The 18,624-nt window shown below is 66.2% G+C and carries 13 protein-coding genes; 5 read left to right on the top strand and 8 right to left on the bottom strand.

Features of this window, described 5'->3' with window-relative positions:
• The first annotated feature begins 15 nt into the window (after window positions 1–15).
• Genes NJF35_RS04455 through NJF35_RS04445 form a run of 3 tightly spaced genes read left to right on the top strand, consistent with a single transcriptional unit; the run spans window position 16 to window position 3,762 of the window.
• Window positions 16–2,427, top strand: a complete 2,412-nt coding sequence (locus NJF35_RS04455; RefSeq protein WP_253080213.1) for a TonB-dependent siderophore receptor — start codon at window positions 16–18, stop codon at window positions 2,425–2,427.
• Window positions 2,428–2,473: 46 nt separating this feature from the next.
• On the top strand, window positions 2,474–3,586 hold the full coding sequence (locus NJF35_RS04450; RefSeq protein WP_225786497.1) for a PepSY-associated TM helix domain-containing protein: 1,113 nt from the start codon (window positions 2,474–2,476) through the stop codon (window positions 3,584–3,586).
• On the top strand, window positions 3,583–3,762 hold the full coding sequence (locus NJF35_RS04445) for a DUF4175 domain-containing protein (RefSeq protein ID WP_225786498.1): 180 nt from the start codon (window positions 3,583–3,585) through the stop codon (window positions 3,760–3,762). Before NJF35_RS04450 ends, NJF35_RS04445 begins: the two co-directional genes overlap by 4 nt.
• Window positions 3,763–3,831: 69 nt before the next feature.
• Here the strand turns inward: NJF35_RS04445 and NJF35_RS04440 are convergent, their stop codons facing one another.
• From NJF35_RS04440 to glnE, 8 genes are all read right to left on the bottom strand, one after another.
• Entirely contained in the window at window positions 3,832–5,274 is a 1,443-nt protein-coding gene (locus NJF35_RS04440) for a lipopolysaccharide kinase InaA family protein (RefSeq protein ID WP_253080214.1), read from the bottom strand.
• Window positions 5,274–6,026, bottom strand: coding sequence for a lipopolysaccharide kinase InaA family protein (locus NJF35_RS04435; RefSeq protein WP_225786500.1), 753 nt, complete (start codon window positions 6,024–6,026; stop codon window positions 5,274–5,276). Before NJF35_RS04435 ends, NJF35_RS04440 begins: the two co-directional genes overlap by 1 nt.
• The gene (locus NJF35_RS04430) at window positions 6,023–6,757 is read right to left on the bottom strand and encodes a lipopolysaccharide kinase InaA family protein (protein ID WP_225786501.1); all 735 of its coding nucleotides are present in this window, start codon (window positions 6,755–6,757) and stop codon (window positions 6,023–6,025) included. Before NJF35_RS04430 ends, NJF35_RS04435 begins: the two co-directional genes overlap by 4 nt.
• A complete protein-coding gene (rfaP, locus tag NJF35_RS04425; RefSeq protein ID WP_225786502.1) occupies window positions 6,757–7,563 on the bottom strand; it encodes a lipopolysaccharide core heptose(I) kinase RfaP in 807 nt (268 codons plus the stop codon). Before rfaP ends, NJF35_RS04430 begins: the two co-directional genes overlap by 1 nt.
• Window positions 7,560–8,684, bottom strand: a complete 1,125-nt coding sequence (locus tag NJF35_RS04420; protein WP_225786503.1) for a glycosyltransferase family 4 protein — start codon at window positions 8,682–8,684, stop codon at window positions 7,560–7,562. The genes rfaP and NJF35_RS04420 overlap by 4 nt, the downstream gene beginning before the upstream one ends.
• A complete protein-coding gene (gene waaC / locus NJF35_RS04415) occupies window positions 8,684–9,742 on the bottom strand; it encodes a lipopolysaccharide heptosyltransferase I (protein WP_253090711.1) in 1,059 nt (352 codons plus the stop codon). Before waaC ends, NJF35_RS04420 begins: the two co-directional genes overlap by 1 nt.
• Complete coding sequence (gene waaF, locus NJF35_RS04410; protein WP_253080215.1) at window positions 9,743–10,792, bottom strand: lipopolysaccharide heptosyltransferase II; 1,050 nt, start codon at window positions 10,790–10,792, stop codon at window positions 9,743–9,745. It abuts the gene before it with no gap.
• Between the two features lie 140 nt (window positions 10,793–10,932).
• Window positions 10,933–13,866 (bottom strand): bifunctional [glutamate--ammonia ligase]-adenylyl-L-tyrosine phosphorylase/[glutamate--ammonia-ligase] adenylyltransferase, encoded by a 2,934-nt coding sequence (glnE, locus tag NJF35_RS04405; protein WP_253090710.1) that lies wholly within the window; start codon window positions 13,864–13,866, stop codon window positions 10,933–10,935.
• A gap of 384 nt (window positions 13,867–14,250) precedes the next feature.
• Here glnE and aceE point away from each other — a divergent pair, with 384 nt between their 5' ends.
• Together aceE and aceF are read left to right on the top strand one after the other, a co-directional pair.
• Entirely contained in the window at window positions 14,251–16,896 is a 2,646-nt protein-coding gene (gene aceE, locus NJF35_RS04400; RefSeq protein WP_253080216.1) for a pyruvate dehydrogenase (acetyl-transferring), homodimeric type, read from the top strand.
• 13 nt (window positions 16,897–16,909) lie between these two features.
• Window positions 16,910–18,547, top strand: coding sequence for a dihydrolipoyllysine-residue acetyltransferase (gene aceF / locus NJF35_RS04395; RefSeq protein WP_225786508.1), 1,638 nt, complete (start codon window positions 16,910–16,912; stop codon window positions 18,545–18,547).
• Window positions 18,548–18,624 lie beyond the last annotated feature (77 nt).

Genomic DNA, 18,624 nt, shown 5'->3' with positions numbered 1-18,624 from the left:
TCGAGGAGCCGCTGCATGTCCCGTGCCGTTGATTCATTCCTGCGCCCCAGCCTGATGGCCCTGGCCATCGCCCTGGCCAGCCCATTGGCCAGCCCTGCCCTACACGCCGCCGAACAGTCCGGCATGCACGCCTACGACCTGCCCAGCGCGCCGCTGGCCAGCACCCTGAACCAGATCGCCAGCCAGGCCGGCATCGCCCTGGCCATCGACCCGGCCCTGGTCAGCGGCCGCCAGTCAGCGCCGGTCAACGGCCAGTACGATGCCCTCGGCGCCCTGCAGGCCGCCCTGCGCGGCACCGGCCTGCAACTGCAACAGAGCAGCGTCGGCAGCTACAGCCTGGTGGCCACGCCCGAAGGCAGCCTGGCGTTGCCGGAAACCGCCATCAACGCCACCGGCGACTATGAAAGCGCCTGGGGCGCATCCAGCGGCTACGCGGCCACCCGCACTGCCGCCGGCACCAAGACCGACACACCTATCGTCGAGACGCCCCGCTCGCTGTCGGTGATCACCCGCCAGCAGTTGGACGACCGCCAGGTCCTCAACCTCAACGACGCCTTGCGCTACACCGCCGGCGTGCAGAGCAGCGGCTACGGCTCCGACTCCCGTGCCGACTGGCTGCGAGTGCGCGGCTTCGACCCGACTCAGTTTCTCGACGGCCTGCCGCTGCCCAAAGGCTCCTTCGCCAACCCCAAGGTCGAGCCGTGGAACCTCGAACGCATCACCGTGCTGCGTGGCCCGGCATCATCCGTCTACGGCCAGACGCCACCCGGCGGTATGCTCGACATGGTCAGCCGCCGCCCGCAGGCCGAACGTGCCCACCAGATCGAGGCCCAGGTCGGCAGCAACGAGCACAAGCAGATCAACTTCGACAGCACCGGCAAGATCGACGACGAAGGCCGCTTTCTCTACCGCGTCAGTGGCGTGGTGCGCGACAGCAACTCGCCCATCGACCACATCCCGGACAAGCGCTACAACATCGCCCCCAGCCTGACCTGGAACATCGATGAAGACACCAAGCTGACCTTCATCTCTCAGTACACCCGCGACGATACTGGCATCACCGGGCAGTTCCTGCCGCTGCAGGGCACCAAGCTGGGCTCGCCGGTGGGCAAGATCTCCCACCACAAGAACCTGGGCGAGCCGGACTGGGACTTCTACGACCGCACCTACTACGCCCTGGGCTATGGCTTCGAGCACCGTTTCAACGACACCTGGCAGTTCCGCCAGAACCTGCGCTACACCAAGAGCGACTTGGAATTCCAGGCAGTCAACGTTGCTACGGTCAACAACATCGACGCCGATGGCAACGTCAACCGCGAGTCCGGCATCGTCAATGAAGACATCAGCCAGTTCGCCGTGGACAACAACCTGCAGGCCAACTTCCAGACGGGCGCCGTCGATCACACCCTGCTGATGGGCCTGGACCACCAGCGCTCGAATACCAACTACCAATGGCTGTATGGCCTGGGCGTGCCACCGATCAATGTCGTGCGCCCGATCTACGGCGCCGACATGTCCAATGTCACCTACTTCGCCATGCAGGACTTCGGTCAGAAAACCTACCAGACCGGCGTCTATATCCAGGACCAGATGGCCCTGGACAACTGGCGCCTGACCCTCGGCGGGCGCGAGGACTGGGTGCACACCGGCACCGTGTTCCACAACAAGGCCGACGCCACCAACACCCAACGTGACAAGGCCTTCAGCGGTAACGTCGGCCTGAGCTACGTGTTCGACAACGGCGTGACCCCCTATGTCTCCTACACCGAGTCGTTCCAACCGGCCAGCGGCGCCAACGTCGACTCAGCCCAATCCTTCGAGCCCACCGAAGGCCGCCAGTACGAAGTGGGGGTGAAGTTCCAGCCGGTGGGCAGCGACACCCTGCTCACCGCCGCCGTCTATGACCTGCGCCAAAAGAACGTGCGGGTCACTGAAGGCAGCATCACCCGCCAGGTCGGCGAGCTGCAGGTGCGCGGCCTGGAACTGGAGGCCACCAGCCAACTGACCGAGAACTTCAAGACCGTCGCGTCCTACACCTACACCGACACCGAGATCCGCAAAGGCCTAGCCACCGAGAAAGGCAACCGCATGGCCCTGATCCCGCGCAACCAGGCCACCCTGTGGGCCGACTACACCTGGCACAGCGGCCTGCTGGACGGCTTCGGCATCGGCGGCGGCGTGCGCTACGTCGGCGATACCTACGGCAACACGGCCAACACTGAGCTTGCCCATGTCAGCTCCTACACGGTGTACGACGCCTCGGTCCACTACGACCTGGGCCGCCTGGACAACAGCATGAAAGGCCTGAGCGTAGCTGTGGAAGCGAAGAACCTGTTCAACAAGGACTATCTGTCCAACTGTGATGGCTACTGGTGCTACTACGGCGACGAGCGCAACGTGGTGGCCAGCGTCAACTACAAGTTCTGAAGGCGGGGGCGCGTTGCGCCCCTTTTCGCGACACCCCGGAGCCGTGATGAAAAGCCGAACCATCCGCCGCTGGTCCGTGATCCATACCTGGAGCAGCCTGGTCTGCACCTTGTTCCTGCTGTTACTGGCGCTGACCGGCCTGCCACTGATCTTCCACCATGAGCTGGAACACCTGCTGGGCGATGCCCCCGAACTGCGTGAAATGCCCGCAGACACCCCGCACCTGGACCTGCAACAGCTGGTCCTGAAGGCCGAGGCCCATCGCCCCGGCGAGGTGATGCAGTACTTCGGCTACGACGAGGACGACCGCAACGGCGTGGTGGCGATCATGGCGGCCACCGCCGGCACCGAGCCCAACGCCTCGCACACCTTCATGCTCGATGCCCGCACCGGCGAGGCGGTGGCCATGCCGGCCGCCAACGGTGGCTTCATGATGACCATGCTGCGCCTGCACGTGGACATGTTCGCCGGCCTGCCGGGCAAGCTGCTGCTGGCCTTCATGGGTGTGCTGTTCGTCGTGGCGATCGTCTCCGGCACCGTGCTCTACGCACCGTTCATGCGCCGTCTGGCGTTCGCCACGGTACGCCACGACAAGTCGCGGCGCTTGCGCTGGCTCGACCTGCACAACCTGATCGGCATCGTCACCCTGACCTGGGCCCTGGTGGTCGGCGTCACCGGGGTGATCAGCGCCTGTGCCGACCTGGTCATCGCCGCCTGGCGCAACGAAAGCCTGGCAGCGATGGTCGCCCCCTATCGCGATGCGCCGCCGCTCACCGCGCGCGCCCCGGCCGACCGCCTGCTGGACATCGCCGCCGAGGCCGCCCCGGGCATGCACCCGGACTTCATCGCCTTCCCCGGCACACGCTTTTCCAGCGAGCACCACTACGCCGTGTTCATGAAAGGCGCCACGCACCTGACCTCGCACCTGCTGACCCCGGTGCTGATCGATGCACAAACCCTGCAGGTCACCGCCGTGGGCGACCGCCCCTGGTACATGGACGCCATGGGCCTGTCGCAGCCACTGCACTTCGGCGACTACGGCGGGCGGCCGATGCAGATCCTCTGGGCAGTGCTCGATGTGCTGACCATCGTCGTGCTCGGCAGCGGTCTGTACCTGTGGTGGGGCAAGCAGCGCAAGGCTCGGGAGGTGCAGGCATGAGCCACAGGTCGCAGTCGAGCCGACGGATCTTCGCCTGGCCGGCGCTGATCGCCGTGCTCGGCGCCGTGGGGCTGTTCGCCGCGCTGCTGGGGGATGGTGGGTGGGACGTGCTGTCCTGGCTGGGGCTGGGGATACCGGCGGTGCTGGGGGTGCGCGGGTTGTGGCGACGGGGATGAGCCTTGGGGAGGCTCGCTGTCTTGGCGCCCATTGGGGCCGCGAAGCGGCCCCACGATCCAGCAGGAACCTCACGCCCCCAATCGCGGCAACACCTCATCCAGGCGCCGGTGCAAGGCACTGCCGCTCGGCCAGTTGCGCAGCAACCGCGCCCGGTCCCGGGCATAAGCTGGGGCGAAGCTGAGCTGCGTGGCGTGCTGGCACATGGCATCGAGGTCGATCAACGACCACTGCCCATCCAGCCAGAACAGGTTGTGCCCCTTCATGTCACCATGGCTGATGCGCTCACGGACCAACTGCTGCATCAGGTGCACCAGGGCCTGCACCTGCTCCTCGGGCGCTTCGCCGCTTTCCACATAGGGCTGGAAACACTCGATCAAGTCCGGGCCATCGGCATATTCAGTGACCAGGTAAGCCCGGCTGCGCAGGCCCATGACCCGCTGCTCCAGCACTGCCAGCGGCCGTGGCGTGGCGATGTCGAGAAACGCCAGGCGGTGCCCCTCGATCCATGAATGCCAGGCCCGGCTCGGGCGCCAGAAGCGCTTGAACCAATGGGCAGTGTTCTTGATGTTGTAGCGCTTGAGCACCAGCGCACGACCGCCCACGTCGATGCGTGCCACGCTGGCGGCCCCACCGGTCTTGAACAGGTGGCCCTGGTCGATCAGTGCATCGGCCTGGGCCAGCACCGGCAGCATGGCGTCCACCTCAGCCCGGCGGATCGCCCGCAGCCCCGACAGGCTGCGCTCGACACTGAACAACGTGCATTCGCGCCCGGCCTTCTCCAGGTAATCCTTCAGGCGCCAGCTGCGCACCTTGTCCACCTGCTTCTGCAGGGCTTCCAGCGGCAAGGCGTGCTCGGCGTTGGCCAGCAGGTAGTGCACCAGCAGCTCTTCGATGAACGGTTCCAGGCGCTTGGGCAACTGGGCGAAGAACACCCCGAGGTTCTCCAGCACCCGCTGGCGCGACAGTTGCTGGCCCGGCGTCTCGGCTTTGATGCCAGCACCGTCGATCAGGTACAGCCGGCCGTCATGGCGCAGTAGGTTGTCCAAGTGCAGGTCTTCCTGCCACAACCCCTTGGCATGCATGTGCGCGACTGCGGCGAGCGCCTCGCCGAGCACCTGTTGCTGCTCGTCGGCCAGCACGGGCAGGTCCTGCACCTTGGCCCAGGCATCGGCCAGGCTCTCGGCGCCTTCGAGGAACTCGAACAGCAGCCAACCACCCTCGCCCTCCTTGAGGCCGTCAGCCAGCAGCTGCGGGGTGGTCAGGCCTTGGGCGGCCATCAGCCGGGCGCCTTCGAGCTCACGCTGGAAATGCCGGGCGGCGCTGTTGCCGACCAGCAGCTTGGCCAGCACCGGCGTGCCACGCCAGATGCCGGCGCCGACATAGCGTTGGCCCGGCAACACGCGCAGCAGGCTGAGCAATTGCAGGTCAGCGCTGCCAGCGGCATCGGCCAGGGTCACGGTCAGGGGCAGCGTCGGGCTGCGCCCGGCGTCCTTCAGTTCAGGCAAACGCATCAGCGGGCCTCCTTTTCACGACGGCGGCGCCCTAGGCGCTGCAACCAGGTATCGACCAGCGAACTGTCGGCCGGCTGCTGCAGGTAGGCCGCCAGCAAGGTACGCACGTCCGCCTCGCTCCAGGCCCGGGCACGGCGCAGCAACGGCTCCAGGTCCTTGAGCCGGTCACGCATGCCGAACAGCAGCGGGCGGGTCTTCTCCAGGTCGATCAGCTGTGCCTGCCAGCCCTCGCGGCGCTCACGCAGGAAGATGTGCTTGGGGTAGAAGCAACCATGCAACTGCCCGGCGGCGTGCAGCGTGCGCGCCAGGGTGCCGCAGGCCTGGAGGATGCCTTGGCGTGTTGCCGGCTGCAGTTGCGGCCACTGGGCCAACAGGCTTTCCAGGTCGCTCCAGTCGTCCAGGGCGCGGGTCATGAGAATGGCGCGGTGTTGGCCGTTACCCTTGCGCTCGCCGTAGAAGACGGCCTGCAAGGCCGGGATGTTCAGTTTCCGGTAACGGCTGATGTTGCGAAATTCGCGGGCGAAGGTCGGCTCGCCGAAGGGGCGGTACAGGGTGCGCGTGAGGTAGTCGCTCTGGCGCTTGAGGTAGAACCCCTTGCCTTCCAGCTCCAGGCGAAAGACGCTGCTCCAGCCGCCACGGCCGGTATTGGGTTCGTCCACGGCATCGAGCTGCAGCGCCCACAGCGCCTCGAAGTCGCTCAGGCCATGCCGTTGCAGCAGCGCCTCGTCGGCACTGGCCAGGTAATCGGTCATTCCCTTCCCTCGAAAAATCTCACCACCTGGCGGATGCGCCGCTTGTCCCGTGCGTTGAGCCGCTCGTGCCCGCGGTATTGCAGGTAGAAGCGCAACCGCTGGGTTGCCGACAGATGGTATTTGGCGACCTTGTCCAGGCATGCCAGGTCCTTGATGACCCGGTGGCGCAACATGAAGCCACGCCAGAAATCACCGGTCGGGCAGTCGATGAAGAACACCGTGGCCTGGTCGTCGACCAGCAGGTTACGCCACTTCAGGTCGTTATGGGCGAAGTGGTGATCGTGCATGACCCGGGTATGCCGTGCCAGCTGGCGGCTGACATGGTCGACCCAGGCGCGGTCAGCCAGGCGCGGGTCGTTGCGTTCGGCCAGCGCCGAGAGGTCTTCGGTACGCGGCAGCTCGCGGGTGATCATCGCCCCGCGGCCGAAGGCCAGGCCCTTGCGCTCCAGCCCCCAGGCCACCACCTCGGCGGTCGGGATATCCCACTTGGCGAACTGCTTGAGGTTCTGCCACTCGGCCTTGATGCGCGGCCGCCCCATGTAGCGACGCAGGGCCTTGCCGGCACCGGTGTAGCGCTTGACGTAGTAGTTGACCCCTTCGCGCTGGATACGGATGACCTCGCTGAGCGGGTCATGGGTCAGGCGTTCGCCCTCGAGGGCGAACACCGCCTCGAGGCTGCCGAAGTCCGCCGCCAGGCGCTCGTAGCCTGGCGCCAGTGTCCATCCCGCCATCAGAGCGCGTCTCCATAGCGTTGCTTGCGATCGTAGAGTTTCTGCGCCTTGCGCTCGAGCCTGGCGAGCAGCACGGCTTCGTCGGCCAGGACCTGGCGCAGGGGGCGCTGGAAGTAGCCACGCAGGAAACGCAGCTTGTCGCGGCGAGTCAGGCCGATGTCCAGGGCCGAGAAGTACAGGGCCGCCAGGTCCTTGTCGCGCCAGCGGCGAGGGATGCGGGCCCTGGTCTGGGCACGGTGCAGGTCGATCACCGAGAGCTTCAGGTCCTCGGGCGTCACCGGGCGGTCGGTGTGCAGCAGGAAGTGGCAGATGTAGCAGTCGCGATGGTTGACCCCGGCACGGTGCATGGCACCGGTCATGCGCGCCACCTCGGCGATCAGCGCGTGCTTCAGGCGCACGGGTGGCGGCTGCTTGGTCCAGTCGAGGCTGAAGTCTTCCAGGCTGATGGTCGGCGCCAGTTCCTCGGTGACGATGAACGAGTGCTGGGTCGCCGGGTTGCTGCCCCGCTCGCCATAGGCCACGGCGGTCATGGTCGGCACGCCGACCTCGTGCAGGCGCTGGATGGCCCGCCACTCCTGGCCAGCACCGAGCACCGGCAGCTTGGCGCTGAACAGGTTCTTGAAGATCTCGCCCCAGCCGATGCCACGGTGGATCTTGACGAAGTAGCCTTCGCCCTCGACCTCGGTGCGCAAGGTACGGCGCCCCTCCAACTCACGGAACACCTGGCCTTGCAGGGCCTCCACAGCATCGAAGGGGTCGCGCCCGGCCCACAGGCGCTTGAAGGGTTCGGCCAGTATCAGCTTCATGCGGTCTCCTGACCCAGGATCACGTCGGCAGCACGCTGCGGCATGCTGTACAGGTCGGCGCTGTCGGCGAAGGCCAACCCATTGTGCGACCAGGCGGCACGGGCCTGGCCATCCTCGAGCATGCGTTGCAGGTAGGTGTCGAGTTGCTGCTGTTCGAAAGGCTCGTCCAGCACCAGGCCGCAATTGGCCTCGGCGATGTAGTGCGCATAGCCGCAGACCTGGGAGACCAGCACCGGCAGGCCGGCCACCAGGGCCTCCAGCAGCACGGTGCCGGTGTTCTCGTTGTAGGCCGGGTGGATCAGCAGGTCAGCGCCGAGCAGAAAGCGTGGGATATCGCTGCGCCCCTTGAGGAACTGCACCTGCTCGCCCAACCCCAACGTGGCGCTCTGCAACTGGAACACCTTGGGGTCGTCCTGGCCGATGACCATCAACCGGGTGCGCTTGCGCAGGGCCGACGGCAGCGCGGCCAGGGCCTTGAGGCTGCGGTCGACGCCCTTGGTCTTGAAGCCCGAACCGATCTGCACCAGCAGCAAATCGTCGTCACCCAGGCCGAATGCCTTGCGGAACTCGGCGCGTATCGCATCGGCGTCGGCCGGCCGCCGGCGGTCCTGGGAGATGCCCGGCGGCAGCAGGTGGAAACGCGCCTGCGGCGTGCCGTAGTGCTTGATGAACAACGGCTGCTGCACCTCGGAGATCATCAGGATCTCGGTGGCAGCCTCCTTGGCGAACACCGCACGCTCGTACTCGGCGAAATGCCGGTAGCGGCCCCAGCGCCGGTACAGGCCGCCGCGCAGGGTCTGGGCCTTGTCCTCGAAACAGCCATCGGCGGCGTAGTAGACGTCCAGGCCCGGCATCTTGTTGAAGCCGATCAGGCGATCGACCGGGCGCTTTGCCAGGTCCTCGGCCATCCAGGCGCTGAGCTTCTCGTTGCGGCGGTGGTTGAACAGCGCCTTGACCGGTGCCACCAGCACCTCGAAGCCTGGTGGAACATCGCCCTCCCAGATCAGCGTGTAGACACGGATCTGGTGGCCTCGCTTCTGGCACTCCAGGGCAATGCGCATGAAATCGCGCTGCAGCCCGCCGAAGGGGAAGTATTTGTAAAGCACGAAAGCCAGTTGCATCAACGAACATCCTCAGCCAGCAGCAACGCGCTCAAGCGGCTCGCCACATGCTCGGGATTCAGGCGAGTGAAGCACAGCGGCCACTCGCGTTTGAGATCGAACCGGCGCAGGTCCTCGGCGCTCGGCTTGTAGGTGCATTTCTTCTGCAGGCAGGGCGCGCAGGGAAAATCGCTGGCCTGGTGGACCTGGGCACGTCCGTAGGCACCGGTCAGGCCAGGGTTGGTGGGGCCGAACAGCGAAATGGTCGGCACGTCCAGCGCCGCGGCCAGGTGGCCCAGGCCGGTGTCCACCGCCACGCAGGCCTTGGCCGCCGCCAGCACGCGGGCGACGCCGGCCAGGTTCAGGCGCGGCAGCACCTGGCAGTTGTCCAGGCCCTGGGCGATGCGCTCGGCGCGGTCCTTCTCGGCCTGGTTGCCCCAGGGCAGGCACACCTGCAGCTTGCGCCGGCCCATGCGCTCGGCCAGTTCACGCCAGTAGGCCTCGGGCCAGTGCTTGGTGGCCCAGGTGGTGCCATGCAGGAACACCACGTAGGGTGCGGCGGGCGGCAGTTGCAAGCGGTCGAGGTCCAGGCCGTAGCGGCCGAGGCCTTCCGGCAGGTCGTAGGCCAGGGCCAGGGCGAACAGCTGGCGCACCCGCTCCACCGCATGCTGGCCGACGGCGACCGACAGGCGCCGGTCGTAGAAGCGGCTGGCCCAGCCTTCGCGGGCCGAATAGCGGTCCAGCCCGGCCACCGGCGCCTTGACGTAGCGGGTCAGCCAGGCCGACTTGACCAGGCCCTGGGCATCGATCACCAGGTCGTACCGCTGCGCCCGCAGGCGTTGTTTGAACGCCCGCCATTCGCCGCTCTTGAGGGTCTGCCAGATGTTCTTGCGCCAGCGGCGGATGGCCACCGGGATCACCTGGTCGACGGCCGGATGCCAACTGGGGATCTCGGCGAAGCCTTCTTCCACCACCCAGTCGAAGCGGATCCCAGGGATGGCATGGGCGGCATCGGTGAGTGCCGGGAGGGTGTGGATCACATCGCCCAGCGACGACGTCTTGATGATCAGGACCCGCACTTAGTCGACCTCGGTCACGGTATCGATCAGGTTCGGCCCGCCCAGGCTGTGCAGGGCGGCGATCACTTTCTGCGGCTCCAGCAGGCGCAGGCAGTTGTAGTGGCCGAAGCGGCAGGTGCGGTCGAAGCAGGGGCTGCATTCGATCCCCAGGCGCACGATCTCCACCTGTTCGGCCAGCGGCGGGGTGAAGCCCGGCGAGGTCGAGCCATAGACCGCCACCAGCGGGCGGTTGAGCGCGGCAGCCACGTGCATCAGGCCGGAGTCGTTGGACACCACTGCAGCGGCGCACGACAACAGGTCGATGGCTTCGGCCAGGGAGGTTTCACCGGCCAGGTTGGTCGACTCCTCACGAAAACCTGGGATCAGCCGGTCGCGGATCGACTCGCCCACCGGGTGGTCGTTCTTCGAACCGAACAGCCAGACCTGCCAGCCCTGGCGGATCATCGCATCGGCCACCTCGGCGTAATGCTCGGCCGGCCAGCGCTTGGCCTCGCCGAACTCCGCGCCCGGACACAGCGCCAGCACCGGCCGGTCCAGCTCCAGGCCGAACTTGGCCAGGGCGGCATCGCGGCTCTGCGCCTCGATCTGCAGGGTCGGCCGTGGATAAGGTTGCGCCAGCTCGACGCCTGGCGCATAGGCCAGGGCCATGAAGCGCTCGATCATCAGGGGATAGCGCGCCTTGTCCAGGGTGCGCACATCGTTGAGCAGGCCATAGCGCATCTCGCCACGCCAGCCGGTGCGCTTGGGGATGCCGGCGAAGAACGGCACCAACGCCGATTTCAGCGAGTTGGGCAGGAGGATCGCCTGGTCGTACTGGCCGGCCAGCGATTTGCCGATGCGCCGGCGCGTGGCCAGCTCCAGCACGCCGTGGCCGAGCGGGAAGCTCAAGGCCTGGCGCACCTCGGGCATGCGCTCGAGGATCGGCCGGCTCCATTCGGGCGCCAGCACATCGATCACGCATTCGGGGTGCTGCTGTTTCAGGCACTGGAACAGGGTTTGCGCCATTACCATGTCGCCAACCCAGCTGGGCCCAATGATCAGTATTCTCATGCTTAGTCCAGAAACGCTCGGGGAGGCTGCAGGCTGCGGTACAGCCTGGCCTCCCCTCTTTATATTCAGGCTATGTGGCGGACAGTGTATCACCCAGGTCCATGCTGTTCCCCAATCGCCGGCACGCCGGCGATTGGGCCTCACGTCAGACCCAACTGCCCCCAGATCCGCCGCACCTCGCGGCGCTCATCGGCGAACTGCGCCGCGTCGATCACCCCAGCCTGCTTCTGCAGGGCCTGGCGGTGCGAAGCCGAACGGAACGCCTTGTACACCTCGCGCAGCAGCACCGCGTCGCCGGCAGGCACCAGGCCGGCCTGCTCCAGCTCCTCGAGGATGCGGATGTTGTCGGTCCAGCGCAGCAAGGCCGGATGGTCGTGGGACCAGGCCAAAGCGGCGTATTGCACCATAAATTCGATATCGACGATACCGCCGGCATCCTGCTTGATATCGAAGGGCTGGCCGGCGTCGAAGGCGTTGCCCGCGGTGCCTGCGGCGGTGACCTTGGTGCCGAGGTTGTCGCGCATCTTGGCGCGCATCTCGCTCACTTCGCTGCGCAGCTTGTCCAGGTCGCGGGCCTGGCCGAGCACACGGGCGCGTACCGCCTCGAAGGCCGTCGCCACCTGCTTGCAGCCCACCAGCACGCGGGCCCGCACCAGCGCCTGGTGCTCCCAGGTCCAGGCTTCGTTCTGCTGGTAGCGCTCGAAGGCACCGAGGGAGCTGACCAGCAGCCCCGAGGCCCCGGACGGGCGCAGGCGCATGTCGACGTCGTAGAGCTGGCCGGAGTTGGTCTGGGTGGTCAGCATATGGATGATGCGCTGGCCCAGGCGGGTGAAGAACTGCGCACTGTCGATCGGCTTGGCGCCATCGGTCTCGGCCTGGGGGTCGCCATCGTGGATGAACACCAGGTCCAGGTCCGAGCCATGGCCCAGTTCGATGCCGCCGACCTTGCCGTAGCCGACGATGATGAAGCCCGGGTCGCACAGGCTGCCGTCGCTGCGCCTGGGCTGGCCATGACGGGCCACGGTCTGGCGCCAGGCCAGGGCCAGCACCTGGTCGAGGATCGCCTCGGCCAGCCAGGTCAGGTAGTCGCTGACCTTCATCAGCGGCAGGTTGCCGGTGATCTCCGAGGCGGCCACGCGCAGGCTGTGGGCCAGCTTGAAGTGGCGCAGGGCTTCCATCTGCTGCTCCAGGTCGTCCTCGGGGATGCGCGTCAGCCGCTCACGCAGCTCCGAAGCCAGCTCCGGCGCCAGCGGCGGGCTGAACAGGCGGCCTTCGTTGAGCAGTTCGTCGAGCAGCAGCGGGAAGCGGGCGATCTGCTCGGCGATCCACGGGCTGGCTGCGCACAGGGTCAGCAGGCGGCGCAAGGCGCCGGGGTTCTCGGTCAGCAACACCAGGTAGGCGGAACGCCGTGCCACCGCCTCGACCAGCGGCAGCACCCGTTCCAGCACCAGGTCCGGGTCGTCGTGCTCGACGGCCTGGGCCAGCAGGCGCGGAATGAAGGCATCCAGCCGCTCGCGGCCGATACGTTGCATCGAGCGCAACTGCGGGCTGGCGCGCAACCCGGCCAGCCGCCGCAGGGCCTCGGCCGGCTGCTTGAAGCCGGCCTCTTCCAATTGGCGGCAGGCGGCCTCCTCGTCCTGAGCCTGCTCCCACAACGGCGACCATTCGCCACCAACCACCAGCTCGCCCTCGCCGTCCTCATCGTCCGGGTCGGCGATCACCTGGCGGAAGTGCCAGTCGATACGCCCACGCCAATGCATGAGTTGCGCGTGGAAGCCCGACCAGTCGGCAAAGCCGAGGATATAGGCAACGCGCGCGCGGTCCGTGGCATCGTCCGGCAGCATCTGCGTCTGGCGGTCGGCGATGGCCTGGATCGCATGCTCGGTATAACGCAGGAACTCGTAGCCTTCGCGCAGCTCGGCGACCACCGCCGGCGGCAGGTAGCCCTGGCCCTCGAGGGTGGCCAGGACCTTGAGCAGCGGTCGCTGCTGCAGGCTCAGGTCGCGCCCGCCGTGGATCAGTTGGAAGGCCTGGGCGATGAACTCCACTTCACGGATGCCACCGGCACCAAGCTTGATGTTCTCGGCCATGCCCTTGCGGCGCACCTCCTGCTGGATCAGCTGCTTCATGGTGCGCAGCGCCTCGATGGCCGAGAAGTCCAGGTAACGGCGGTAGACGAACGGGCGCAGCATGTCCTGCAACTGGGCACCTGCCACCTGGTCGCCGGCCACCACCCGCGCCTTGATCATGGCGTAGCGCTCCCAGTCGCGCCCCTGGTCTTGGTAGTACTGCTCCAGGGCATTGAACGACAGCACCAGGGCACCCGCCGAGCCGTAGGGGCGCAGGCGCATGTCGACGCGGAACACGAAACCGTCGACGGTGACCGGGTCCAGCGCCTTGATCAGCCGCTGGCCCAGGCGGGTGAAGAACTCCTGGTTGTCCAGCGAACGCTTGACTCCTTCGGTTTCACCGCCCTCGGGGAAGGCGAAGATCAGGTCGATGTCCGACGAGAGGTTCAGCTCCACCGCCCCCAGCTTGCCCATGCCCAGCACCACCATGTGCTGCGGCTGGCCACTGCGGTTGCCGATCGGTGTACCGAACTGTTGGCAATGGCGTGGGTACAGCCACTGGTAGGCCTGGTCGATGGAGGCGTCGGCCAGGTCGGAAAGATCGCGGCAGGTTTCGCCGAGCGCGGCCTGGCGGGTGATATCGCGCCAGATGATGCGCAGTTGCTGGCGGTTGCGCTCGCGGCGCAGGTTGCGCGCCAGTTCCTCCTCGCTCTGCGCGGTCTGGGCCGCGGTGGCGACGCGCGCGCTTAGCTGGCCGGGGCCGAAACGCTGCTCGAGCTCGCCGCTGGCCAGCAGCTCGAAGAGCATGGCCGGCTCGCGCAGGGCCTGGTCGAGGACGAAGTCGCTGGCGGCAGCGACCTGGTCGAACTGTTGCCGATGCACCGGGCTCCAACTGTCCAGGTCCAGCCCTTCGAGGCCGGCGACGGCCTCCAGCAGGGATTGTCGGTTGCGAGCGGCCAGTGGCTGCAGGGCGGCGGGCAGATCGGACGGCAAAGGCAGGCGCATGGTCTATCCTTGATCGGCGAGTCGGTGAGGGGTAGGTACGGTCAAGGGGAAGCCGGACCACGGTTGGACTGTCATACAAAAGTTGGAAATAGCTGAAAAAAACGAATCATTGGCAAGAAACATCAAGATTCACCTCTTCAGAACACAGTCCCAACCAACGGGAACGTTTTTCTCCACAACCCGGAAGGCGGCCAAAAGCCGTTTTTCTGTAGTTTTACTACTACCCCGGCGGTGCAAAAGCATGAAATGCCAAATCATTTGTAGTAAAACTACACGGCGCCGGATGACTGTCCGGTAAATCCAAGAATTCACGACGTCTGCCCAAAAGGCCAGTCGCAAACTCAGGCCATCGATTCTGGTGGCCTTTCCGCCCTGGAGCAAGCCATGCAAGACCTCGATCCCGTCGAAACCCAGGAATGGCTGGATGCCTTGGAGTCGGTCATCGACAAAGAAGGCGAAGACCGCGCTCACTACCTGATGACCCGCATGGGCGAGCTGGCCACCCGTAGTGGCTCCCAGCTGCCGTATGCCATCACCACGCCATACCGCAATACCATCCCTGTCACCCACGAAGCACGCATGCCCGGCGACCTGTTCATGGAACGCCGCATTCGCTCGATGGTGCGTTGGAACGCCCTGGCCATGGTCATGCGTACCAACCTGAAGGATTCGGACCTGGGCGGCCACATTTCGAGCTTCGCCTCCAGTGCCACCCTGTACGACATCGGCTTCAACTACTTCTTCCAGGCTCCGACCGAGGAGCACGGTGGCGACCTGATCTTCTTCCAGGGCCACGCCTCCCCCGGCATCTACGCCCGCGCCTTCCTCGAAGGCCGCATCAGCGAAGACCAGATGAACAACTTCCGCCAGGAAGTGGACGGCAACGGCCTGTCCTCCTACCCACACCCCTGGCTGATGCCTGACTTCTGGCAGTTCCCGACCGTTTCCATGGGCCTGGGCCCGATCCAGGCGATCTACCAGGCACGCTTCATGAAGTACCTGGAAGCCCGTGGCTTCATCCCGGCCGGCAAGCAGAAGGTCTGGTGCTTCATGGGCGACGGCGAGTGCGACGAGCCGGAATCCCTGGGTGCCATCGCCCTGGCCGGCCGCGAGAAGCTGGACAACCTGATCTTCGTCATCAACTGCAACCTGCAGCGCCTGGACGGCCCGGTGCGTGGCAACGGCAAGATCATCCAGGAACTGGAAGGCGTGTTCCGCGGCGGTGGCTGGAACGTCAACAAGGTCGTCTGGGGCCGCTTCTGGGACCCGCTGTTCGCCAAGGACACCAACGGTGCCCTGCAGCGTCGCATGGACGAAGTCATCGACGGCGAATACCAGAACTACAAGGCCAAGGACGGTGCGTACGTCCGCGAGCACTTCTTCAACACCCCAGAACTCAAGGCCATGGTCGAAGACCTGTCCGACGAAGAGATCTGGAAGCTCAACCGTGGCGGCCACGACCCGTACAAGGTCTACGCAGCGTACCACCAGGCGGTCAACCACAAGGACCAGCCGACCGTCATCCTGGCCAAGACCATCAAGGGTTACGGCACCGGTGCTGGCGAAGCCAAGAACACCGCGCACAACACCAAGAAGGTCGACGTCGACAGCCTGCGTCAGTTCCGTGACCGCTTCGACATCCCGGTCAAGGACAGCGAGCTGGAGAACCTGCCGTTCTTCCGTCCCGAAGAAGGCAGCGCCGAAGCCAAGTACCTGGCCGAGCGCCGCGCCGCCCTGGGCGGTTTCGTGCCACAGCGCCGTGCCAAGAGCTTCAGCGTCCCGACCCCGCCGCTGGAAACCCTGAAGGCGATCCTGGACGGCTCGGGCGACCGCGAGATCTCCACCACCATGGCCTTCGTGCGTATCCTGGCGCAGCTGGTCAAGGACAAGGAAATCGGCCAGCGCATCGTCCCGATCATCCCGGACGAAGCCCGTACCTTCGGTATGGAAGGCATGTTCCGCCAGCTGGGCATCTACTCGTCCGTAGGCCAGCTGTACGAGCCGGTCGACAAGGACCAGGTGATGTTCTACCGCGAGGACAAGAAGGGCCAGATCCTCGAGGAAGGCATCAACGAAGCCGGCGCCATGTCGTCGTTCATCGCCGCCGGTACCTCGTACAGCAACCACAACCAGCCGATGCTGCCGTTCTACATCTTCTACTCGATGTTCGGCTTCCAGCGTATCGGTGACCTGGCCTGGGCCGCTGGCGACAGCCGCACCCGTGGCTTCCTGATCGGCGGCACCGCCGGCCGTACCACCCTCAACGGTGAAGGCCTGCAGCACGAAGACGGCCACAGCCACCTGCTGGCGGGCACCATCCCGAACTGCCGCACCTATGATCCGACCTACGGCTACGAGCTGGCGGTGATCATCCAGGACGGCATGAAGAAGATGACCGAAGAGCAACAGGACGTCTTCTACTACATCACCGTGATGAACGAAGCCTACACCCAGCCAGCCATGCCGGCCGGCGTCGAGGAAGGCATCATCAAGGGCATGTACCTGCTCGAGGAAGACACCCGCGAAGCCGCGCACCACGTGCAACTGATGGGCTCCGGCACCATCCTGCGCGAAGTCCGCGAAGCGGCGAAGATCCTGCGCGAGGAGTTCAACGTCGGCGCCGATGTGTGGAGCGTCACCAGCTTCAACGAACTGCGTCGCGACGGCCTGGCCGTTGAGCGCGCCAACCGCCTCAAGCCTGGCCAGAAGCCGCAGCAGACCTACGTCGAGCAGTGCCTGGCCGGCCGTAAGGGCCCGGTCGTGGCCTCGACCGACTACATGAAGATCTTTGCCGAGCAGATCCGTCAGTGGGTGCCGAGCAAGGAGTACAAGGTCCTGGGTACCGACGGTTTCGGTCGCAGCGACAGCCGCAAGAAGCTGCGTCACTTCTTCGAAGTCGACCGTCACTTCGTGGTGCTGGCTGCCCTGGAAGCCTTGGCCGACCGTGGCGAGATCGAACCGAAGGTGGTGGCCGACGCCATCGTCAAGTTCGGCATCGATCCGGACAAGCGCAACCCACTGGACTGCTGAGGAGTATTTTTAAGTGAGCGAACTCATTCGCGTACCTGACATCGGCAGCGGTGAAGGTGAAATCATCGAGCTGTTCGTCAAGGTCGGCGACCGTATCGAAGCCGACCAGAGCCTGCTGACCCTGGAGTCCGATAAGGCCTCCATGGAGATCCCGGCGCCCAAGGCTGGCGTGATCAAGGAGCTCAAGGTCAAGCTGGGCGATCGCCTGAAGGAAGGCGACGAGCTGCTGGTCCTGGAAGTCGAGGGCGCCGCCGCGGCGCCCGAGGCTCCGGCCGCCCCCGCCGCCGAAGAGCAACCGGCCGCCGCACCGGCGGCTGCCGAGGCCGCACCGGCGCCTGCCGCAGCCCCGGCTGCCGCCAGCGTGCAAGACATCCACGTGCCGGACATCGGCTCGTCGGGCAAGGCCAAGATCATCGAGGTCCTGGTCAAGGCCGGCGATACCGTCGAAGCCGACCAGTCGCTGATTACCCTGGAGTCCGACAAGGCCTCCATGGAAATCCCCTCGCCCGCCGCTGGCGTGGTGAAGGAAGTGATCGCCAAGCTGGACGACGAAGTCGGCACCGGTGACCTGATCCTCAAGCTGGAAGTCGCCGGCGCAGCCCCCGCTGCCGCCCCGGCTCCGGCCGCTGCCGCCCCTGCCCCAGCCAAGGCCGAAGCGGCTCCAGCCGCTGCGCCTGCTGCACCGGCCGCCACGGCGGCCCCTGTGGCCACCGCGCCTGCCGCCGGCAGCAACGCCAAGGTCCACGCTGGCCCGGCCGTGCGCATGCTGGCCCGTGAGTTCGGCGTCGACCTGGGCGCGGTCGCCGCGACCGGCCCACACGGCCGTATCCTCAAGGAAGACGTGCAGGTCTACGTCAAAGCCATGATGCAGAAGGCCAAGGACGCTCCGGCAGGCGCCGGCGCGACCGGTGGTGCCGGCATCCCGCCGATCCCGGCCGTGGACTTCAGCAAGTTCGGTGAAGTCGAGGAAGTCGCCCTGACCCGCCTGATGCAGGTCGGTGCCGCCAACCTGCACCGCAGCTGGCTGAACGTGCCGCACGTGACCCAGTTCGACTCCGCCGACATCACCGAGCTGGAAGCCTTCCGCGTGGCGCAGAAGGCCGTGGCCGAGAAGGCCGGCGTCAAGCTGACCGTGCTGCCGCTGCTGCTCAAGGCCTGTGCCCACCTGCTCAAGGAACTGCCGGACTTCAACAGTTCCCTGGCGCCGAGCGGCAAGGCGGTGATCCGCAAGAAGTACGTGCACATCGGCTTCGCCGTGGACACCCCGGACGGCCTGCTGGTCCCGGTGATCAAGAACGTCGACCAGAAGAGCCTGCTGCAGCTGGCTGGCGAAGCTGCGGCCCTGGCCGAGAAGGCGCGCACCAAGAAACTGGCGGCCGACGACATGCAAGGCGCTTGCTTCACCATCTCCAGCCTCGGCCACATTGGCGGCACCGGCTTCACGCCGATCGTCAACGCGCCCGAGGTGGCGATCCTGGGTGTGTCCAAGGCCACCATGCAGCCGGTCTGGGACGGCAAGGCCTTCCAGCCGCGCCTGATGCTGCCGCTGTCGCTGTCCTACGATCACCGCGTGATCAACGGCGCCGCCGCCGCGCGCTTCACCAAGCGCCTGAGCGACCTGCTGGCGGACATCCGCACCCTGCTGCTGTAACGCAGCTACCTGCCTCCCCGACGGGAGGCAGGCCCCCTTTCGAGCTGCCACGCTCGTACCTCAACCCCGTCACGTTC

The sequence above is a fragment of the Pseudomonas guariconensis genome, from assembly GCF_024127895.1.
Taxonomy (GTDB): domain Bacteria; phylum Pseudomonadota; class Gammaproteobacteria; order Pseudomonadales; family Pseudomonadaceae; genus Aquipseudomonas; species Aquipseudomonas guariconensis_B.
The sequence above is the reverse complement of the archived record's forward strand: the minus strand, read 5'-3'. Positions and strand labels throughout refer to the sequence as shown.